This window comes from Streptomyces vietnamensis (assembly GCF_000830005.1).
GTDB classification, from domain to species: domain Bacteria; phylum Actinomycetota; class Actinomycetes; order Streptomycetales; family Streptomycetaceae; genus Streptomyces; species Streptomyces vietnamensis.
This window is the reverse complement of sequence record NZ_CP010407.1, coordinates 2,599,961-2,618,345: the sequence shown is the minus strand read 5'-3', so window position 1 is coordinate 2,618,345 and position 18,385 is coordinate 2,599,961. Positions and strand designations below refer to the sequence as shown.

Sequence of the window (18,385 nt, the reverse complement as noted above, 5' to 3'; positions counted from 1 at the left end):
GGCTCAGAGCTCCTTGCCGTACCAGACGTCCATATAAGGACCGGTGCAGTACGCGGGGATCTCCACGTACCCGTGCCGCGTGTACAGGGCACGTGCCTCGACCAGGTCGAGCCGCGTGTTGAGGACCATCCGGCGCGCCCCGAGCTCCCGCGCCTCCTCCTCGAGCCTCCGCAGCAGGGCGCCCGCGCCGCCCGCACCGCGGAACGCGTGCCGCAGGAAGACCCGGGTCAGCTCGGCGCGTTCGTCGTCCAGCATCAGGACCCCGCCGCAGCCGGCCGGCTTCCCCTCGAACCGGGCCACCAGGAACTGCCCGGTCGGCGGAGTCAGCTTCTCCACCCCGTCGTCCGCCAGCCCCTCGTCTATCTCCGCCTCGGTCGCGGGCCGCTTCCAGTAACGTCCGGCCACATCGCCGTAGTAGTCACGCCGCAGGGCTGTCGCGTCCGGGGTGTCGACGCGCTCGGGAGAGAAAGTCCAGGTCATGCGGGCCATTCTGCGACCCGCACGACCACCCTCGCCGCCGAATTACTTGGGCGAGGCCTGCTGGACGACCTCGAACGACCACAGGGTGGAACCGGACGCGGCCGGCTTCGGCCGCTCCCCACCCTCGCCACCGCCTTGGTGGGCGGCCTTCATGGAACCGTTCATCCAGTTCTGGAAGTCCTCCTCGCTGCGCCACCGCGTGTACACCAGGTACTGGTCGGTGCCCTCGACCGGGCGCAGCAGCTCGAACCACTCGAACCCGTCGGCCCCCTCCACGGCCCCGGCCCGAGAGGCGAACCGCTGCTCAAGCACCTCACGCTGCTCGGCCGGCACGGTCAGGACGTTGATCTTCACGATGCTCATGGAGGGCAGGATATGACCCACGGCTCCGGCATCACGGAAGCGGACGCGATACGGGATCTGGCCGTGCGCTGGCTGCCCCGGCTCGGGGACGGTGATTTCGTCGTGTCGCCCGTCGGGTTGTGGCTGGCGCTCGGGGTGGTGGCGTCCGGGGCTCGGGGGCGGACCGGGGAGGAGTTGCGGGGGCTGCTCGGGGTTCAGGGGGAGGCGGCTGCCGAGGGCGTGGGCCTTGTCGGGCGGCGGGTCGCGGGTGTCGACGGGGTCTCCGTGGCCACCGGGGTGTGGAGCACCTTGCCGATCCTGGAGACGTTTCGGCGGGGGGTGCCCGGGGTGCGGTTCGGGGTGTTGCCCGGGGCGGTTCTGTTCGCGTTGCCCGACGAGGTGTTCCCGGCGACGGACGACATGTCGTTCGGTGAGCTTCCCGATTTTCAGGGGGAGCTCGACGGGTGGGTGCGGGAGGCCACCGGTGGGCGCATCGAGCGGCTGCCGCTCGATCTCGACGGTTCCGAGGATCTGGTGCTGCTCAACGCTCTCGCCCTCAAGGCCTCTTGGCTGAGCGCCTTTCCGGGGCACCTCACCCGCGACGAGCCCTTCACCGACGGGTACGGCGACACCCGGCCCGTACCGACCATGCGGCAGCGGATTCCGGCCGGGTGGGTCTGGTACGTGGCGGGGGCGTGCGTCGTCGAGCTGCCCTGCCTCGGTGACCGGGCCGTTCGCGTGCGGTTCGTGCTCGGGCCCGAGGGTGCCGGGCCCGCCGAGGTGCTGCCCGCCGCCTGGGCGGAGCCCGGGGCGCGGCGGCCGCTCGTGGCCGAATCGGCCGATCTCCACCTGCCGCGGTTCACTCTCCGTACGACGCTCGACGCGGTGGTGGAGGACCTGGCGGCCCTCGGCGTCGACCGGGCCCTGCGTCCCGGCGCCGACTTCTCCGGGATCTCCGCGGCCGATCTCTTCATCGGCAAGGTCGGGCAGTCGGCGGTGGTCGAGGTCGCGGAGGAGGGCGTCGAGGCGGCCGCCGTCACCCAGGTGGAGATGGGCCGCGGCGCCGTCCCGCCCCGCCACCGGGTGGTCGAGCGGATCGCCTTCGACCGGCCCTTCGGGGTCGTCGTGCTCGACGGGGCCGGTGAGCTGCCGCTCTTCACCGGATGGCGGGCCGGCATCTCCGTTTGACGATTCCTGGCGGTGAGCGTAGTCCGGAATGAGGGGATCCGTCCGGGTTCCCGGGAGGGATTCGGAGAGGAGTCCCACCATGCTGGGCGACGAGCTGGGAACGGTTTCCGGAGAGATGACGGGAATGCGGGTGCTGTCCACGGACGGCGGCCATGCCGTGACGGAGGTCTCGTTCTCGGGGACGGGCACGCTCCTTGGTACGACCGTCAAGGACATGGGGACGTACGAGGCGGTCTCGCAGTCCGACGGCACGCTCTTCGCCGAGGGCCAGGGCATCAGCATGACCCGGGCCGGAGAGACGATCACCTGGCACGGCGTCGGTGTCGGCAGCTTCAACGAGTCCGGCGGGGTGAACTGGCGAGGCGCCCTCTTCTACGAGACCGCCGCCGCCGCGTTCGCCCGGCTCAACGGCATCTGCACCGTCTTCGAGTTCAACACCGAAGAGAGCGGGAAGGTCAGCGGTTCGCTTTACGAGTGGAAGTAGGCCTATGCGGTGACCCGGGCGAGCAGCAGGCCGTCGTAGCCCTTCGTGCCGACCGTCTGGATCGCCGTCGCGTCCAGGCGGGGTTCGCGGGCGATCAGGTCGAACATCTCACGGGTGCCGGTGATCGCCGGGTCGTCGGAGTGTTCGGTGGCGACCCTGCCGTTTCTCACCACGTTGTCGACGATGATGACCGTGCCGGGCCGTGAGAGCTTCAGGGCCCACTCCACGTAGTGCGCGTTGTTGACCTTGTCCGCGTCGATGAAGACGAGGTCGAAGGGGCCCGCGCCCTCCGCCTCCAGCTGCGGCAGGGTGTCCAGGGCCGCGCCCGTCCGGACCTCGACGATCTTGTCGAGGCCAGCACGGGCGATGTTGGCGCGGGCCACGTCCGCGTGGACGGGGGAGTACTCCAGGGTGATCAGCCGGCCGTCGGCGGGCAGCGCGCGGGCCAGCCAGATCGTGCTGTAGCCGCCGAGGGTGCCGATCTCCAGGACGTTCCGCGCGCCCTGCATCCGGGCGAGCAGGTGGAGCAGCTTGCCCTGGTTGGGAGCGACGGCGATCTCGGGCAGGCCCGCCGCCGTGGAGTCGGCGAGCGCTGCCGTGAGCGCCTCGTCGGCGGGGGCGATCGTCTCGGTGAAGTACTGGTCCACTGCCGTCCACTGAGGGTTCGTCATGCGGGCGAACGTACACCGGTGTCCCTGCCGGAGCGGCGCCTTTTCACCCGTACGGCGAACAGTGCCGCCGACAGCAGACCGGCGCCGACCGCCAGGAGCCAGACCGGGATGCCGCCGCCGATGGTGAGGAGCCGGTCGGTGTACTCGATCTCGCGGTACGACGTGTCGGCGACGGTCCTCAGGTGGTGGTCGTCGTCGATGCGTTCGGGGTGGGGGAAGTGCTGTTCCAGGATCGTCAGGCGGACAGGCGCGTCGCCCGTGAGACCCGCGACGGCTCCCTCCGGGCGCTCGATGCGGTCGGCGAACGTCACCTCGGGGCGGTCGCCGCCGATGGGGGAGCGGGGCTCCATCCGGTGCTCGGCGAGGACGTACAGGCCGAGGGTCTGGGGCGTCCGGGCCAGGCGGGAGAGCCGCATGGGATAGACGAGTTCGGGGGAGGCGAAGGCGATCCGCAGCGGGGTCAGCTCGCCGTAGAGGATCGCCCCCTGCTCCTGCGGGGCCAGGCGGACGGCGACGTACTCCCACTTCCGCTCGACGTACGGCCGGAGCGCGCCGGTGAGCCGCTCGGGCAGCTCGAAGCCGTTGGTGTGCAGCCAGTCGCCGAGGGCCTCCGGGTCGGTGGCGGTGAGCCGGGCCACGTCGAAGGGGCCGAGCCGTTCGCGCCCGACGACGCCGACGCCGGAACCCGCGCCGGGCGGGGCGGCGGCGGCTCCGTCGCCGTTCGTGACGTCGAAGGGCCAGTCGCCGCCGCGGGGCCAGAAGTAGTAGCGGTCGCGCTGCTCGGGCTCGGCGAGCCGGTCGAGCTCGTCGAAGAGCGCCGGGTCGCCGAGCCGGACGTCGGCGCGGCCCGGCACCGGCATGATCCAGGCCGCCCGCTCGGCGTTCCCGTGGACGTTGAAGCGCATGACGACGGTCTCGTCGTGCCCGTCCCAGCGGACGGCGGACTCCTCCCGGTCGACGCCGATGCGCTGGGCCTTGTCCGGGATCATGGCGCCGCAGCCGCAGGCGTACGCCGGTGCGACGAGCGAGCCGAGCTGGAGCGCGAGCAGCGCGATGACGATGGTCAGGATGTGTCTCTGTGTCCCCCGCATGCGGGGTCAGACGTGGCAGATCGCGTTCCGGTTCCGCATGCACGGGTCGTACGGGTCGTACGGGTTGTGCGGTCCGGTTCCGTGCGGGCGGGGCACGCCGTCGTACGGACGGGTCGCGCCGTCGTACGGGCGGGTCATGCCGTGCGGGCGGGTCACGCCGAGGCGCGTACGCGGAGTTCCTTCACGCCGTTCAGCCAGGCCGCCCGCAGTCGGCGTGGTTCGCCGGCGAGGGTGAGGTCGGGCAGGGCGTCGGCGATCGCGTTGAAGATCAGCTCGATCTCCTTGATCGCGAGGGACTTGCCGAGGCAGAAGTGGGGTCCGCCGCCGCCGAAGCCGAGGTGCGGGTTGGGGTCGCGGGTGATGTCGAAGCGTTCGGGGTCGGTGAAGACCTCGGGGTCGTTGTTGGCGGAGGAGTAGAAGAGGCCGACCCGGTCGCCCTTGCGGATCTTCTGTCCGCCGAGTTCGGTGTCCTGGGTCGCGGTCCGCTGGAAGGAGACGACGGGGGTCGCCCAGCGCACGATCTCCTCGGCGGTGGTCGCGGGCCGTTCCCGTTTGAAGAGTTCCCACTGGTCGGGGTGGGTGAGGAAGGCGTGCATGCCGTGGCTGATGGCGTTGCGGGTGGTCTCGTTGCCTGCGACGGCGAGCAGCAGCACGAAGAAGCCGAACTCGTCGGAGGAGAGGTTGCCCTGGCCCTCGGCGGCGACGAGCTGCGACACGATGTCCTTGGCGGGGCACTCCTTGCGGGCGGCGGCCATGTTCATCGAGTAGCCGATGAGTTCCATGGCGGCCTCGGCGCCGATCTCCTCGGTGATGGCGTACTCGGGGTCGTCGTACGCGACCATCTTGTTCGACCAGTCGAAGATCCGGGAGCGGTCCTCCTGGGGGACGCCGATGAGTTCGGCGATGGCCTGGAGGGGGAGTTCGACGGCGACCCGGGTGACGAAGTCGAAGGTGCCGTCGGCGTCCGTGCCGCGCTTCGCCTCCTCGACGATGGCGTGCGCGCGCTCGCGCAGGGCGGTCTCCAGGTTCCGGATCGCGCGCGGGGTGAAGCCGCGCTGGACGATCTGGCGGACCCGGGTGTGCTCGGGCGGGTCCATGTTGAGCATGATCAGTTTCTGGACCTCGATCTGGTCCCGGGTGATGTGCTCGTTGAAGCGGATGACGGCGGTGTTCTCGTTGGAGGAGAACAGCTCGGGGTGGGTGGAGACGTACTTGACGTCCGCGTGGCGCGTGACCGCCCAGTACCCGCCGTCCGCGAAGCCGGTGACGCCGGCCGGCTGGGGGCACCACCACACGGGCGCGGTCTGCCGCAGCCGGGCGAACTCCGGGAAGGGGACGCGGTCGCGGAGCAGGTCGGGGTCGGTGGCGTCGAACCCCTCGGGGAGCCCCTCGGGGAGCCCCTGGGGGAGGCCGTCGGGGAGTCCCTCGGGGAGCCGTCCTTCGGGGATCCCTTCGGGGGTCCCGCCGGGGAGATGGGGGCAGGCGGCCATCGGCAACACTCTCCAAATCTGATGGACCATCAGAAGTTGCCGGGAAAGTTAGTAACGAGTTCTACAAGTAGCAAGGGGCGGAGCGGGAACTGTTGCTTCCCGGACCCTTGCGTACCGGCGGTAGCAGTCATAAGACTGCACTCAGAACTAGAACGCGTACTAGTTCCCCCGTGACGCCGACCGACCGGGGTGCCGGGACACCCCGTCCGGTCGAGGAGAGGACGAGCTCATGGCCGCGGAACCCGTCATCGTCGAAGCCGTACGCACCCCCATCGGCAAGCGCGGAGGCGCGCTCGCCAACCTCCACCCCGCCTACCTCCTGGGCGAGACCTACCGCGAACTCCTCGGGCGCACCGGCATCCACGCCGACTGCGTCGAACAGATCGTCGGCGGCACGGTCACCCACGCCGGCGAGCAGTCCATGAACCCGGCGCGCACCGCCTGGCTCACCATGGGCCTGCCCTACGAGACGGCCGCCACCACCGTCGACTGTCAGTGCGGCTCCTCGCAGCAGGCCAGCCACATGGTCGCCAACATGGTCGCGGCCGGCGTCATCGACATCGGGATCTCCTGCGGCGTCGAGGCCATGTCGCGCGTCCCGCTCGGTTCCGGTTCCAAGCACGGGCCCGGCAAGCCGTTCCCCGACGAGTGGAACGTCGACCTGCCCAACCAGTTCGAGGCCGCCGAGCGCATCGCCCGCCGCCGCGGACTCACCCGCGAGCGCGTCGACTCCCTCGGCCTGCTCTCCCAGGAGCGGGCCGCCGTCGCCTGGTCCGAGGAGCGCTTCAAGCGCGAGACCTTCGCCGTCCAGGTCCCGACGACGGAGGCCGAACAGGCCGCGGGGCAGGGCATGTGGCGGCTCGTCGACCGCGACGAGGGCCTGCGCGACACCACCATGGAGGGCCTGGCCCGCCTCAAGCCCGTCATGCCCACCGCGATCCACACCGCCGGGAACTCATCCCAGATCTCCGACGGCGCCTCCGCCATCATGTGGGCCTCCAAGCGCATGGCCCGCGCCCTGAAGCTGAAACCGCGCGCCCGGATCGTCGCCCAGGCCCTCGTCGGCGCCGACCCGCACTTCCACCTCGACGGGCCGATCGACGCGACGCGGGCGGTGCTCGGCAAGGCCGGGATGTCGCTCAGGGACATCGACCTCGTCGAGATCAACGAGGCCTTCGCCTCCGTGGTGTTGAGCTGGGCGCAGGTCTTCGATCAGGACCTGGAGAAGGTCAACGTCAACGGCGGCGCCATCGCACTCGGCCACCCCGTCGGCGCCACCGGAGCCCGGCTCATCGCCACCGCCCTGCACGAACTGGAGCGCACCGACAAGGAGTTCGCGCTCGTCACCATGTGCGCGGGCGGGGCGCTCGCGACCGGGACGATCATCCAGCGGCTCTGACCGCCTCCTCGACGAGGGAGGCGAGGTACGCGGCGGCCGAGGGCTCCTGCGCCAGGGCCGCCGCCTGGCCGGCCCAGAGGTTCACGTACTCGGGCCGGCCCTGCTCCGCCGCGGCCCGCCGCACCGGACCCATCAGCGCGTTCTGCACGGGATACGGCGGTACGTGCTCCTCGTGGGCCGCCATGTCGCGTACGAAGCCGTTCGGGATTCCGCGCGCCGTACGGCCCGAGAAGAGACGGGTCAGGACGGTCGTCCGGGCCTCCGGGGTGCCGAGGATCCGCCGGTGCACCTCGCTCGCCCCCGACTCGCGCGCCGCCAGGAAGCCGGTGCCGACCTGGACGGCGTCCGCGCCGAGCGCGAGCGCGGCGGCGACCCCGCGCCCGTCGGCGATCCCGCCCGCCGCGACCACCGGGACCGACACCGCGTCCGCCACCTGCGGGACGAGGGAGAAGGTGCCGACCAGGGACTCCCGTACGGGACGGAGGAACGCGCCCCGGTGGCCGCCCGCGTCGCTGCCCGAGGCGACGACCGCGTCCGCCCCGGCCGCCTCCAGGGCCACCGCCTCCTCCACCGTCGTCGCCGTGCCGACCACGACGATCCCGCGCCGCCGGGCCTCGGCGACCAGGCGGCGCGGCGGCAGGCCCATGACCAGGCTGATCACCGGCGGGGCGGCCGCGATCAGGGCGTCCAGCTGCGCGTCGAAGTCGGGCCAGGACCGGACGTCCTCGGCGCTCGGGGGACGTACCCCCAGCTCCTCGTAGTACGGGCGCAGTCGCTCGACGTGCTCGGCGAGCGCGGCGGCCGGGAGCTCGGTCCGCTCGCCCTCCTGCGGCACCCACAGGTTCACGGCGAAGGGGCGGCCGGTCGCGGCGCGGAGCTTCGCCACGAGCGCGGTGATCTCCTCGGGGGTGTGGATGTGCGCCCCGTACGAGCCCAGGCCGCCGCCCTCGGAGACGGTCGCGGCCAGTTCGACGGAGGAGAGGCCCCCGCCGAAGGGGCCCTGGACGACGGGGAGCGGGATCCCGACGAGCTCGCCGAAGCGGCCGGGCGGGAGGGTGGGGGTGCGGTGCGCTGACATGGGCAGCCTCCGGGGTCGCGACGGGCCGTCCGCCGCCGAGAGGAACCCTAGACGAAGCTAGACGACCGGTCTACTAAATCGATCGACAGCGATCGATAGCGATTGACGTCGATCTGGCGCCGATCGATCCGGAAAACGCCGCAGGCCCCGCCCCTCCGTGAGGAGGGCGGGGCCTTGCGGATGCGCGGTGCGGCAGGGGCGCTGGGTGTTTCTTAGTACCAGCCGTTGGCCTGCCAGAACGCCCAGGCGGCGTTCGGGGAGCCGTAGCGCTCGTTCATGTAGTTGAGGCCCCACTTGATCTGGGTGGCCGCGTTGGTCTTCCAGTCGGCACCGGCCGAGGACATCTTCGAGCCCGGCAGGGCCTGGACGAGACCGTAGGCGCCGCTGGACGAGTTGGTCGCGCTGGGGTTCCAGCCGGACTCGTGCTCGACGATCTTGCTGAACGACGCGTACTGCGAGGCGGGGACGATCTGACGAGCGAGCTCCTGCGGGCTGGAGGCCGAAGCCGAGCCCGTCGTGCCCAGCACCGCACCGGACGCGCCCAGCAGCACGGCTGCGGAGACGGCGATCTTCTTGTTGCGGGCAGAGACACGAGTGGTGAGCGAGCGGATCAAGGTATCGACCTAACTTCGGGGACAAGGGGCGCGCCAGGCGTTTTCGGCATGCCGGAACCAGGGCCCGGGAGACCCGGGAACTGGGGGGAACCGGCCGTCCGTGGCGCTGCGATGAGCACCGGCTGCCTGGCGACGTCCACCAGAGAAGCAGGGCCGGAACGCCGATGCAACGACCCCCTGTACGAGGAAGGTTCGGACCCGGGGGGTGCGGGGGAGGTGGTTGCTGTGCGGTGTTTCCGCAGGTCATGCGGGGGTGTGGGGTGGTTTGAGGTGGTCTGCCGGTCTACTATTTCGGGTCGTACGTGATGTAGGTCCTATGGGGCGCCTCACTCGGAGAGGGCTCTTCCGGGGCCTCGAATGTGACCTGGGCCTCGAAGTTCGCCCGCCGTGTGGCCCGCCGCAGCGCCCGCAGGAGCGTGCCGCCGACGGTGAGGGTCAGGACGACGGTCAGGGCGGCGCGACCCAGGTCCCAGCCGAGGGAAGTGGCGAGGACGTACGCGAGGAAACGGACCAGGTTCTCGTGGAGCGGGGCGCCCGGCACGAAGGAGATCCCGCTGCTGCCCGGACTCTGGAGCAGGACCCAGCCCTGCAGGTTCATGACCGTGCCGTACGCGAACGCCGCCACGAATCCGTACGCGGACAGCATCAGCAGCTCGGCCCGACCACGAGGGCGGTCCGAGCCCGGCAGCAGCCCCGCGCCCATCGTGAACCAGCCCATCGACAGCATCTGGAACGGCATCCACGGGCCCACCCCGCCCGTCAGCAGAGCCGACGCGAACATCGTCACCGAGCCCAGGACGAAGCCGAAGCCCGGCCCCAGGACCCGGCCGCTCAGCACCATCAGGAAGAACATCGGCTCCAGGCCGGCCGTCCCCGCCCCCAACGGGCGGAGCGCCGCGCCCACCGCGGCGAGCACACCCAGCATCGCCACCGCCTTCGCGTCCATCCCGCAGTCCGCGATCGTCGCCACCACCACCGCGACCAGGAGCGGGAGCAGCGCCGCGAACAGCCACGGCGCGTCCCCGGCGTGCGAGGTCACGGCGGAACCGGCGTCCGCGAAGAGGGGCCAGCAGAAGGCGAGCACCCCGACGAGAGAGACGAGGGCGAGTGCCGCGACCGAGCGGGGGCCGAGGCGGAGCGGGCGGGACGTCCTGGTGGTGCTCACAGGGCAGCCTCCACCTGCTCGACCGTGAGCCACGGCTGCGGGGCGAGGATCTTCGCCACCTGCGGCGAGAAGGCCGGTGAGGAGACGACCACCTCGGCCGTCGGGCCGTCCGCGACGACCTCGCCGTCCGCGATGATCACCACCCGGTGCGCCAGCTCCGCCGCCAGCTCCACGTCGTGCGTCGCCAGCACGATCGCGTGCCCGTCCGCCGCGAGGGTACGGAGGTGGGCGACCAGGCGGGCCTTCGCCGCGTAGTCCAGGCCGCGGGTCGGCTCGTCGAGCAGGAGCAGCGGGGGGCGGCCGGTCAGGACCACGGCCAGCGCGAGTGCGAGGCGCTGGCCCTCGGAGAGGTCGCGGGGGTGCGTGTCGTCCGCGATCTCCGGCAGCAGGTCGTCCACCAGCGCCCGGCAGGTCCCGGGCGTCGCGCCCGCGTCCGCGTCGGCCGCCGTGCACTCGGCGGCGACGGTGTCCGCGTACAGCAGGTCCCGCGGCTCCTGCGGAACCAGGCCGACCTGGCGGATCAGCTCACGGGGCGGGGTGCTGTGCGGGGCCCGCCCCGCGACCCGGACCGTGCCGGTCGTCGGCTCGATCATGCCCACGAGCGTGGAGAGCAGGGTGGACTTCCCGGCACCGTTCCGGCCCATGAGCGCGACGGTCTCGCCGGGGGCGACCTGGAGGTCGACGCGGCGGAGGGCCTCTACGCGGGCGCGGCGGACGCCGAGGGCGGTGACGGTTACGAGGGTGTCGGTGGGGGTGCCGGGTTCGGTGCGGCGCCGTCGGAACAGGGAGAAGCCCCCACCCCGCCCCTTCCCCAGACCGGGGCTCCGCCCCGGACCCCGGGGGGCCGGACTGGCCCCGGGCCCAGAACCGGGGGCGCTGCCCCCGGCCCCCCGCGCCTCAAACGCCGGCGGGGCGGGATTGGCCCCCCGCGCCTCAAGCGCCGGCGGGGCTGTATTTCGGGTGGGGTGGGGGAGAAGTCCCGCAGGGCTCGTCGGTGCCCGGCCCTCCAGGCTGGCCTTCAGTGGCGCCGCCCTTCGCCGCGCATCCCGCACCGTCAGCGGCAGCGGGGCCCAGCCCGCGAGTCGGCCCAGTGCCACCACCGGTGGGTGCACCGGCGAGATCGACATGATCTCCGCCGGGGGGCCCATCACCGCGTCCGGCAGGAGGATGACCTGGTCCGCGTACTGTACGACGCGCTCCAGGCGGTGTTCCGCCAGGAGGACCGTCGTGCCGAGGTCGTGGACCAGGCGCTGGAGGACCGCGAGGACGTCCTCCGCCGCCGACGGGTCGAGCGCGGACGTCGGTTCGTCGAGGACGAGGACCTTCGGGTGCGGGGTCAGGACGGAGCCGATCGCGACCCGCTGGCGCTGGCCGCCGGAGAGCGTCGCGATCGGGCGGTCGCGGAGTTCCGCGAGGCCCAGGAGGTCGAGGGTCTCCTCGACCCGGCGGCGCATCACTCCCGGCGCCAGGCCCAGGGACTCCATGCCGTACGCGAGCTCGTCCTCCACCGTGTCCGTGACGAAGTGCGCGGACGGGTCCTGTCCCACCGTCCCCACCAGGTCCGCGAGCTCGCGCGGCGGATGCGTGCGGGTGTCGCGGCCGTCGACCGTCACCCGTCCGGTCAGGGTGCCGCCCGTGAAGTGGGGGACGAGGCCCGACACCGCGCCCAGGAGGGTCGACTTGCCCACGCCCGACGGGCCGACCAGGAGGACCAGTTCGCCCTCGGGGACGGTGAGGTTCACGTTCCGGAGCGTGGGCTCGGCGTCCTCCTCGTAGCGCACCGAGACGTTTTCGAAGCGGATCACACGTTCTCCTTGGGTTTCGGCGCCACCCACGCCGGGAGCAGGCCCACCAGGACCGACGCCGCCGGCCACAGCGGCAGCTCCGGCGCCTCCAGCGGGACGACCCCGGGGTGCAGTGCCTCCGGCGCGTACGCGTTCGCCCGGATCATCAGGACCGCGACCGCCGCCCCGGAGCCCGCGACCAGCCACGCCCGCGCGCCCCAGCGGTCGGGGCGGTAGCGCGTACGGACCGTCCTGCGGCCGCCGAGCCGGAGCCCCGCCATCGCCGCGACGAGCCCGGCGAGGAGGAGCGGGAGTCCGTATTCCGCGCCCTCCGCCGCCAACAGGCCGTACGAGCCCGCGCAGATGCCGAGGAGGCCCCCCAGGGTCAGGACGTTCGTGGTGCGGCGTACCGCCGCCGGGACCCGGGCCGTCCGCCCGTAGCCCCGCGCGTCCATCGACGCCGCCACCGCGATCGACCGTTCCAGCGCTCCCTCCAGGACCGGCAGCCCGATCTGGAGCACCGCCCGCACCCCGCCCGTGGGCCGGCCGCGCAGTCGGCGGGCGGTCCGCAGCCGGACCACGTCGGCGACCATGTTCGGCGCGAAGGTCATCGCCACGACGACGGCGACCCCGGCCTCGTACAGCGCCCCCGGCAGCGACTTGAGGAGCCGCGCCGGGTTGGCGAGCGCGTTCGCGGCGCCCACGCAGATCAGCAGGGCCGCCAGCTTCGCGCCGTCGTACAGCGCGAACACCAGCTGCTCGGCCGTCACCCGGCCCCCGATCCGTACCCCCTGCGCCCAGTCCGGCAGCGGCACCTCGGGGAGGGTGAACAGTTCGTGCTCACCGGGGATCGGGGAGCCGAGGAGGAGGGAGAAGACCACTCGTAGCACCACGACGAACAGGCCCAGCTTCACGAACGCGCCGTACGAGCGGGCCCAGGGCGCGTCCGTACGCCGCGCCGCCACCACGTAACCCGCCACCCCGACGAGCAGTCCGAGCAGCAGCGGGTTCGTGGTCCTGGACGCGGCGACGGCCAGGCCGAGCGCCCACAGCCACCACGCGCCCGCGTGCAGGGCGTTGGCCCGGCTCGCCTCGGGGGCCGTGTACACGCTCCGGGCCGACGCCGTGAACATGCTCCGGGCCGACGCCGTGTACACGCTCCGGGCCGTACTCATCCGCGTCATCCGCGTCGGCGGGCCTTCCAGATCGCCGCCCCGCCCAGGGCCAGGACCGCCGCCCCGCCCGCGAGTACGCCGAAGGACGGGCCGCCCTTCCCGTCCGGAGAGGCCGGAGTCGTCGGCGCCGGGGTCTTCTTCCCGGTCTCCTCGACCTGTTCGCCGCAGCCCTTCGCCGGGTACCCCGCGATCCCGCACAGCATGGCCGCGCTGTCGTACCGCAGCGGCTTCGCCACCGCCGCCAGCGCCTCCGCGCCCGTCGCGTCCTCGCGGACCTCCGCGCAGCCGACCTCGATCGGCTTCTTCGGCGGGGTCTCCCCGGGCGGCGCGTCCACCGGGCCGCCGAAGTCGACGACGACCGCGATCCGCTTCGTACCGTCCTTCTTCTCCACGCCCCCGCAGATCCCCGGGAAGTCGGGGGCCACGGAGGGCCGGGAGGTGTCGTCCGTGCCGTTGCTGATCGCGAAGCGGAAGCCGAGGACGTCGCCGTCCGCCGGCCGGGCGGTCGCCGGGCCCTGCGTGGCGTACGCCCAGGGCTTCCCGCCGTCGCTCTCCCAGAACGACCAGTAGCGGTAACCGGCCGCCTGCGCCGGAGCCGCCGCGGCCAGGGCCAGGAGCGCCCCCGCCGCGGCGCCCGCGGCCCGTATCCCCGTACGGCTCACTTCTTGCGGCCGCTCACGAGGAAGCCGATGCCGACGCCGACGACCATGCCGATGCCGATGATCCACCAGACGTCGAAGCCGGACTCCCCCTCGTCGCTGGTGGAGGAGGCGGAGGTGTCCGGGGCCTTGGGCGCGGGGCCGGTGGCGTTGAGCTGCTCGACCAGGTCCACCGTGCCGAACTCGCGCGGGTCGGTGTCCGTCGCGCGGGCCGCCAGGATCAGCTGCGCGTACGCGGCGGGGCCGCCCTCCTTCGCCCAGGCGGCGGAGTTCTTCTCCAGCCACGCGAGCGCCGGTTCGGCCTCCTTCGCGGCGCCGGCGGCGGCGAGCGCGACGACGGCGTCGGCGGTGTTGCCGATGTCGGGCTGCTCGGTGGTGTCGGTGGCGCCGGGCATCGGCGGCAGGGTGAGGTGGCCGGTCTTCGCGAGGGCCTTCGAGAGGTACGAGGCGCCGTTCAGCGCGGCCCGCTCGACGGTCGGCTTCGACAGGTCGGTGCAGGTCGGCGGCTGCTCGGGGGAGGCCTTGGTGGCGACGACGCTCTTGCCGAGCCCGGCGAGGGTGGCCGCCGCGGTGGCGTCGGCGTTGGCGAGGAGCTTGCCGGTCTTGTCCGGCTGGTACGCGAACGCCCCTGCGCCCTCTGTAGCGGAGCAGGGCAGGGCGAAGGAGAGGAGCGCGTCGTAGGGGCTGCGGCCCTCGGCGGAGGTGAACTGGCCGGGCCGCACACCGATCGCGGCGAGCGCGCCGACGACGACCGACGTGGAGTTGGCGTCGCTCGCGCCGCCGACGCCGTAGCCCCAGCCGCCGTCCTTGTTCTGCACGGTCCGCAGCCAGTCGGAGCCGGCCTTGACGGCCTTGTCGATCTTCTCCGGGGCGGCGGACTGACGGCGCACGGCGCGGAGCGCCTGGACGGCGACGGCGGTGGCGTTGGTGTCCCGCATCGTCTTCGCGTCGCAGGCCTTCGTCACGTCCGCGCGGTACGAGGCGAACGAGCCGTCGGCGCACTGCTGGCCCAGGAGCCAGTCCACGGCCCGGTCGGCGGGCTGGTAGCCGGTGCCGCGCTGGGCGAGGAAGGCGAGCGACTGCCGCCAGACACCGTCGTACGTGGGGTCCTTCGTGCCGTACAGGCCGGACGCGGAGGTGCCGACGGAGGGCGACGGCGACGGCGAGGGCGCGGCGGAGGCCGCCCCGGCTGCGGCGGTGCCGAGCACGACTGCGGCGGCGGCGAGCGCGGCGGCGCCGCGGCGGACGGTGTTCATGGGGCCCTCTCCTGCGGCCGGGCACCGGCACGCCTCGGGGGCACCAGGCTCCGGCTCCGTATTCCTCGACGGTGCCGGCGGTCATGTCCCGGGCGGGGCATTCCGACTCACCGCTGGTTTTCGGAGCGGCATACGGAATGGGGTGTCCCCTGCTCGAGCGGAGCCGAGAGCTCGGGGAAGGGTCAGTGCCGGATTTTCACCGGCTTCCCCCCGTACGGGCATGATGACGACCCGCCCACTCTACCGGCCCGTACGCCCGCCGCTCCGGGGGTGGGAGGCGCCTCACACCTGGCCGGAAGCGGGTCCGCCGATCGTCTGCCGGGGCAGTGATCGCTGTGCCATGCTGGCGCCGCCACGACAACATGCCGACGGCGTCTTCACGGGGGTGCGGAATGCGGGCGTTGACCGGGAGCGACCCGCGGGGGATCGGTCCCTACCGGCTCCTCTACCGGCTGGGCGAGGGCGGCATGGGCCGCGTCTACCTGGGCCGTTCGCGGGGCGGTCGCACGGTCGCGCTCAAGGTGGTGCACGGCGCGCTCGCCGGCGACCCGGGCTTCCGTACGCGCTTCGCCCGCGAGGTGCGGGCCGCCCAGTCCTTACGCGGCGCCGGCACGGTCCCGGTCCTCGACGCCGACCCCGACGCGGAGGTGCCCTGGCTGGCCACCGCGTACGTACCCGGTCCCGCGCTCTCCGAGGCGGTCCTGGCGCACGGACCGCTCCCCGAACCGGCCCTCTGGCGGCTGCTCTCCGGCCTCGCGCACGCCCTCGACGGCGTACACCGGGCGGGGCTCGTGCACCGGGACGTCAAACCGTCCAACGTGCTGCTCTCGTCGTCCGGCCCCCTGCTCATCGACTTCGGCATCGCGCGCTCCGCCGACGAGACGGCCCTGACGGGGACGGGCCTGGTCGTCGGCTCGCCCGGTTTCATGTCGCCGGAGCAGGCGGAGGGGCGGACGGTCGGGCCCGCCGCGGACCTCTTCTCGCTCGGCGCGGTCCTCGCGTTCGCGGCGACCGGGCGCGGGCCCTTCGGCGGCGGCTCGGTGGCGGAGCTGCTCTACCGGCTCGTCCACCACGAGCCCGACCTCGCCGGGGTCGAGGGGCCGTTCGCGGAGCTCGTACGGCGCTGCCTGGCCAAGCGGCCGGAGGACCGCCCGCCGGTGACCGAGCTCGCCGCGACCGCGGACGCCCACCGGGAGGAGTCGGGGAGCTGGCTGCCGGCGCCGGTGGTCGCGGCCATCGCGCAGAAGGCGGAGGAACTGCTCAACGCGGAGGCGGAGTTCGAGCCGGAGCCCGAGCGAGAGCCTGCGCCAGTGCCTTCAGCGGGCCAGGAGTGGGGAACGGAGCCCGAGCCCGATCCGGAGCCCCGGCCGGGTGCGGCGGAGACCGCCGTCGACCCGGGGCCGACTGCCGTCACCGTCGCCCAGCCGCGCACCGGGCCGCCCCGGACGGCCGTCCTGCCCGCGCCGGAGCCCGCGCCGGAGCCCGCCCCGAAGCCCGCACCGAAGCCCGTCCGGGCGCGCGCCACGAGGTCGTCCGCGCCCGCGCCCGCCCGGTCCTCCGCGCCCGCGCCCACCCGACCGTCCGCACCGACGCCCACTCGGCCGTCCGCGCCCCCGCCCGCCCGGTCCTCCGCGCCGGCACCCGCCCGGTCCTCCGCGGTACCGCGTGCCCGCGCCGCCGCTCGCGGGCCGGCCGTCGGGGCGCGGGCCCGCGCCTCCTCGACGGGGGCGGGGGTGCCGTCCGCGCGGGAGCGTGCCCTGCGGACGCTGACCACGGGGCTGGGGAGGCCGGTCCTCGGGCTGTTCTACCTGGTGCCGATGGTGGTCTTCCTCGTGGGCGGGGTCGACCTCATGGACAAGGCGGTGGCGTACCCCTCGGTCTCCGACCAGGCGCAGGGCCCCTACCAGTGGGCGATGGACGACTGGTGGCGCGTCCCCGCGACCCTCCTCCTGATCGCCGCGATGGTCGGACTCCAGGGCTACCGGGGGCGGCTGCTCACGGTGCCGCCCGGCCGGGTCCGGCTGTGGTCGGTCGGGATCGCCCTGTACTGGATCGCGCTGATCGCCGTACTGACCCTGCACCTCCTCTGGTTCCTGTTCGTCGAGAACGGCTACGCCTCCTACAAGCACGGCGGAGAGCACTGGCTGTGGTGGGTGGCGGGCCCGGTGATGCTGCTCGGCGGCGGCATCTCCCCGCTGGTCCTGGTCATGTCCCTCATCCGCCTGTTCAAGGCCTGAGGCGGGGACTCACACCGCGACGTACGTGACCGGCTCCGTGCCCGCCACCGGCTCCGCGCGGCCGAGCTTCACCAGGCGGCGGAGGTGGGCCTCGGCCTCGCTGACGGCGATGTTGCGGGAGCCGTACGGGATCTGGTCCCAGGGGCGGTTCCACTCCATGCGCTCGGCGAGCTGCCACGGTGTGAGCGGGGTGGCGAGGAGGCCGAGGAGGCCGGTGAGGCGTTCCTCGTGGTGGTCGAGGAGTTCGCGGACCCGGCCGGCGGCGTCGGTGAAGGCGTACTGGTGGGCGGGGAGGACCTCGGCGACCCCGAGGCGGCCGATCCGTTCGAGGGAGTCGAGGTAGTCGCCGAGGGGGTCGGTCGCGGTCGCGTCGTCGGGGTCCTCGTACAGGCCGATGTGCGGGGAGATCCCGGGCAGCAGGTGGTCGCCGGAGAAGAGCCGGCCGTGGCCGGGCAGCCGGGAGGGGTGCTCCTCCTCCAGGTGGAGGCAGACGTGTCCGGGGGTGTGGCCGGGGGTCCAGATCGCGCGGAGGCGCCGCCCGGCCAGGTCGAGGAGTTCGCCGGGGACGATCTCGCGGTCGGGGAGGGCCGAGCGGAGACCGGGCAGGGTCCGCATCCTGCCCGCGTCGCGGGCGGCCCGCAGCGGGGCGATGTGGTCCTCGGGGGCGCCGACGGTGGCGAGTTTGCGGGCGAGGTAGTCGAACCAGGTGCCGGGTTCGGACGCGCGGGTGCGGCGGACGACGGCCGTGTCGGCGGCGTGCATGGCGATCCAGGCCCCGGACTCCTCGCGGACCCGGCCGGAGAGGCCGTGGTGGTCGGGGTGGTGGTGGGTGATGACGACCCCGTGGATCTCCGTGACGGAGAGGCCCAGGGCGCCCAGGCCGCCGGTGAGTTCGCTCCAGGAGGCCGGGTCGTCCCAGCCCGTGTCGACGAGGACCGGGCCGCGGTCGGTGTCGAGGACGTGGACCAGGGTGTGGCCCAGCGGATTGTCCGGGATGGGCACCCGCAGGGACCAGACGCCTCCGCCGTGCTCGGTCACCTGGGGCACCTGTGTCATGAGCGTCCTCGTCTCTGCGTACCGGTACGACCATTGCCCACCATAACTAGAACTGACTGCACGTCAGAAGGGCCTGCGGTGAGGAGACTTCTATCCGCTCGTGACCTGCGTTTCAGTCGTCGTGGTTGGTCATTGTTGGCCGACACTGGCCCCCCTCGCACGGCCCCTGGACGGCCCAGGGGCACCGCGTCCGAGTTGCCTTCCGGATCGAGCAGC

18 protein-coding genes are annotated in these 18,385 nt (G+C 73.1%); 4 read left to right on the top strand and 14 right to left on the bottom strand.

All coding sequences use genetic code 11. From position 1 onward, the window contains the following. Positions 1-3 precede the first annotated feature (3 nt). Entirely contained in the window at positions 4-489 is a 486-nt protein-coding gene (locus SVTN_RS11620; RefSeq protein WP_041129027.1) for a GNAT family N-acetyltransferase, read from the bottom strand. A gap of 33 nt (positions 490-522) precedes the next feature. Beyond that, a complete protein-coding gene (locus tag SVTN_RS11615) occupies positions 523-843 on the bottom strand; it encodes an antibiotic biosynthesis monooxygenase family protein (RefSeq protein WP_041129026.1) in 321 nt (106 codons plus the stop codon). Between the two features lie 12 nt (positions 844-855). Here SVTN_RS11615 and SVTN_RS11610 point away from each other — a divergent pair, with 12 nt between their 5' ends. After that, positions 856-2,010, top strand: coding sequence for a serpin family protein (locus SVTN_RS11610; protein ID WP_041129025.1), 1,155 nt, complete (start codon positions 856-858; stop codon positions 2,008-2,010). Positions 2,011-2,089: 79 nt separating this feature from the next. Beyond that, entirely contained in the window at positions 2,090-2,494 is a 405-nt protein-coding gene (locus SVTN_RS11605; RefSeq protein ID WP_041129024.1) for a hypothetical protein, read from the top strand. Between the two features lie 2 nt (positions 2,495-2,496). Here SVTN_RS11605 and SVTN_RS11600 read toward each other — a convergent pair whose 3' ends face one another. The 4 genes from SVTN_RS11600 to SVTN_RS11590 are packed head-to-tail and all read right to left on the bottom strand — an operon-like array spanning position 2,497 to position 5,746. Further along, positions 2,497-3,165 carry an O-methyltransferase gene (locus SVTN_RS11600; RefSeq protein ID WP_041129023.1) on the bottom strand — a complete coding sequence of 223 codons (669 nt, stop codon included), beginning with the start codon at positions 3,163-3,165 and terminating at the stop codon, positions 2,497-2,499. Next, a complete protein-coding gene (locus tag SVTN_RS11595; protein WP_052499065.1) occupies positions 3,162-4,256 on the bottom strand; it encodes a DUF2330 domain-containing protein in 1,095 nt (364 codons plus the stop codon). Before SVTN_RS11595 ends, SVTN_RS11600 begins: the two co-directional genes overlap by 4 nt. A 6-nt stretch (positions 4,257-4,262) precedes the next feature. After that, the gene (locus SVTN_RS44225) at positions 4,263-4,412 is read right to left on the bottom strand and encodes a hypothetical protein (protein ID WP_159026438.1); all 150 of its coding nucleotides are present in this window, start codon (positions 4,410-4,412) and stop codon (positions 4,263-4,265) included. Beyond that, entirely contained in the window at positions 4,409-5,746 is a 1,338-nt protein-coding gene (locus tag SVTN_RS11590; protein WP_245727501.1) for a cytochrome P450, read from the bottom strand. Before SVTN_RS11590 ends, SVTN_RS44225 begins: the two co-directional genes overlap by 4 nt. 229 nt (positions 5,747-5,975) lie before the next feature. Here SVTN_RS11590 and SVTN_RS11585 point away from each other — a divergent pair, with 229 nt between their 5' ends. Beyond that, the gene (locus SVTN_RS11585) at positions 5,976-7,145 is read left to right on the top strand and encodes a steroid 3-ketoacyl-CoA thiolase (RefSeq protein WP_041129022.1); all 1,170 of its coding nucleotides are present in this window, start codon (positions 5,976-5,978) and stop codon (positions 7,143-7,145) included. Here SVTN_RS11585 and SVTN_RS11580 read toward each other — a convergent pair. The 7 genes from SVTN_RS11580 to SVTN_RS11550 form a co-directional block, all read right to left on the bottom strand. After that, entirely contained in the window at positions 7,129-8,223 is a 1,095-nt protein-coding gene (locus tag SVTN_RS11580) for an NAD(P)H-dependent flavin oxidoreductase (protein ID WP_041129021.1), read from the bottom strand. The two genes, SVTN_RS11585 and SVTN_RS11580, sit on opposite strands and share 17 nt — an antisense overlap. A gap of 212 nt (positions 8,224-8,435) precedes the next feature. Then, on the bottom strand, positions 8,436-8,837 hold the full coding sequence (locus SVTN_RS11575; RefSeq protein WP_041129020.1) for an aggregation-promoting factor C-terminal-like domain-containing protein: 402 nt from the start codon (positions 8,835-8,837) through the stop codon (positions 8,436-8,438). Positions 8,838-9,123: 286 nt separating this feature from the next. After that, the gene (locus SVTN_RS11570) at positions 9,124-10,002 is read right to left on the bottom strand and encodes an ECF transporter S component (RefSeq protein ID WP_041129019.1); all 879 of its coding nucleotides are present in this window, start codon (positions 10,000-10,002) and stop codon (positions 9,124-9,126) included. Beyond that, entirely contained in the window at positions 9,999-11,807 is a 1,809-nt protein-coding gene (locus tag SVTN_RS11565) for an ABC transporter ATP-binding protein (protein WP_041129018.1), read from the bottom strand. Before SVTN_RS11565 ends, SVTN_RS11570 begins: the two co-directional genes overlap by 4 nt. Further along, positions 11,804-12,919 (bottom strand): energy-coupling factor transporter transmembrane component T, encoded by a 1,116-nt coding sequence (locus tag SVTN_RS11560; RefSeq protein ID WP_041133798.1) that lies wholly within the window; start codon positions 12,917-12,919, stop codon positions 11,804-11,806. The genes SVTN_RS11565 and SVTN_RS11560 overlap by 4 nt, the downstream gene beginning before the upstream one ends. Before the next feature lie 47 nt (positions 12,920-12,966). Continuing rightward, positions 12,967-13,623 carry an SCO2322 family protein gene (locus SVTN_RS11555; RefSeq protein WP_052499064.1) on the bottom strand — a complete coding sequence of 219 codons (657 nt, stop codon included), beginning with the start codon at positions 13,621-13,623 and terminating at the stop codon, positions 12,967-12,969. Beyond that, positions 13,620-14,876: an SCO2321 family membrane protein gene (locus SVTN_RS11550; protein ID WP_041129017.1), complete on the bottom strand. Its 1,257-nt coding sequence runs from the start codon at positions 14,874-14,876 to the stop codon at positions 13,620-13,622. Before SVTN_RS11550 ends, SVTN_RS11555 begins: the two co-directional genes overlap by 4 nt. Positions 14,877-15,268: 392 nt before the next feature. On the opposite strand from SVTN_RS11550, the gene SVTN_RS45465 reads away from it, so the two are divergent. Beyond that, the gene (locus SVTN_RS45465; RefSeq protein ID WP_052499063.1) at positions 15,269-17,113 is read left to right on the top strand and encodes a protein kinase domain-containing protein; all 1,845 of its coding nucleotides are present in this window, start codon (positions 15,269-15,271) and stop codon (positions 17,111-17,113) included. 9 nt (positions 17,114-17,122) lie between these two features. Here SVTN_RS45465 and SVTN_RS11540 read toward each other — a convergent pair whose 3' ends face one another. Continuing rightward, the gene (locus tag SVTN_RS11540; protein ID WP_041129016.1) at positions 17,123-18,169 is read right to left on the bottom strand and encodes a Strvi_7410 family MBL fold metallo-hydrolase; all 1,047 of its coding nucleotides are present in this window, start codon (positions 18,167-18,169) and stop codon (positions 17,123-17,125) included. Positions 18,170-18,385 lie beyond the last annotated feature (216 nt).

What these genes read in the sequence shown, in the direction of transcription:
- SVTN_RS11605 (WP_041129024.1), top strand. Translation starts at nt 2,090, where the DNA reads ATGCTGGGCGACGAGCTGGGAACGGTTTCCGGAGAGATGACGGGAATG.
- SVTN_RS11615 (WP_041129026.1), bottom strand. Translation starts at nt 843, where the DNA reads ATGAGCATCGTGAAGATCAACGTCCTGACCGTGCCGGCCGAGCAGCGT.
- SVTN_RS11620 (WP_041129027.1), bottom strand. Translation starts at nt 489, where the DNA reads ATGGCCCGCATGACCTGGACTTTCTCTCCCGAGCGCGTCGACACCCCG.
- SVTN_RS11540 (WP_041129016.1), bottom strand. Translation starts at nt 18,169, where the DNA reads ATGACACAGGTGCCCCAGGTGACCGAGCACGGCGGAGGCGTCTGGTCC.
- SVTN_RS11580 (WP_041129021.1), bottom strand. Translation starts at nt 8,223, where the DNA reads ATGTCAGCGCACCGCACCCCCACCCTCCCGCCCGGCCGCTTCGGCGAG.
- SVTN_RS11550 (WP_041129017.1), bottom strand. Translation starts at nt 14,876, where the DNA reads ATGAACACCGTCCGCCGCGGCGCCGCCGCGCTCGCCGCCGCCGCAGTC.
- SVTN_RS45465 (WP_052499063.1), top strand. Translation starts at nt 15,269, where the DNA reads ATGCGGGCGTTGACCGGGAGCGACCCGCGGGGGATCGGTCCCTACCGG.
- SVTN_RS11590 (WP_245727501.1), bottom strand. Translation starts at nt 5,746, where the DNA reads ATGGCCGCCTGCCCCCATCTCCCCGGCGGGACCCCCGAAGGGATCCCC.
- SVTN_RS11560 (WP_041133798.1), bottom strand. Translation starts at nt 12,919, where the DNA reads ATGTTCACGGCGTCGGCCCGGAGCGTGTACACGGCCCCCGAGGCGAGC.
- SVTN_RS11585 (WP_041129022.1), top strand. Translation starts at nt 5,976, where the DNA reads ATGGCCGCGGAACCCGTCATCGTCGAAGCCGTACGCACCCCCATCGGC.
- SVTN_RS11600 (WP_041129023.1), bottom strand. Translation starts at nt 3,165, where the DNA reads ATGACGAACCCTCAGTGGACGGCAGTGGACCAGTACTTCACCGAGACG.
- SVTN_RS11595 (WP_052499065.1), bottom strand. Translation starts at nt 4,256, where the DNA reads ATGCGGGGGACACAGAGACACATCCTGACCATCGTCATCGCGCTGCTC.
- SVTN_RS11610 (WP_041129025.1), top strand. Translation starts at nt 856, where the DNA reads ATGACCCACGGCTCCGGCATCACGGAAGCGGACGCGATACGGGATCTG.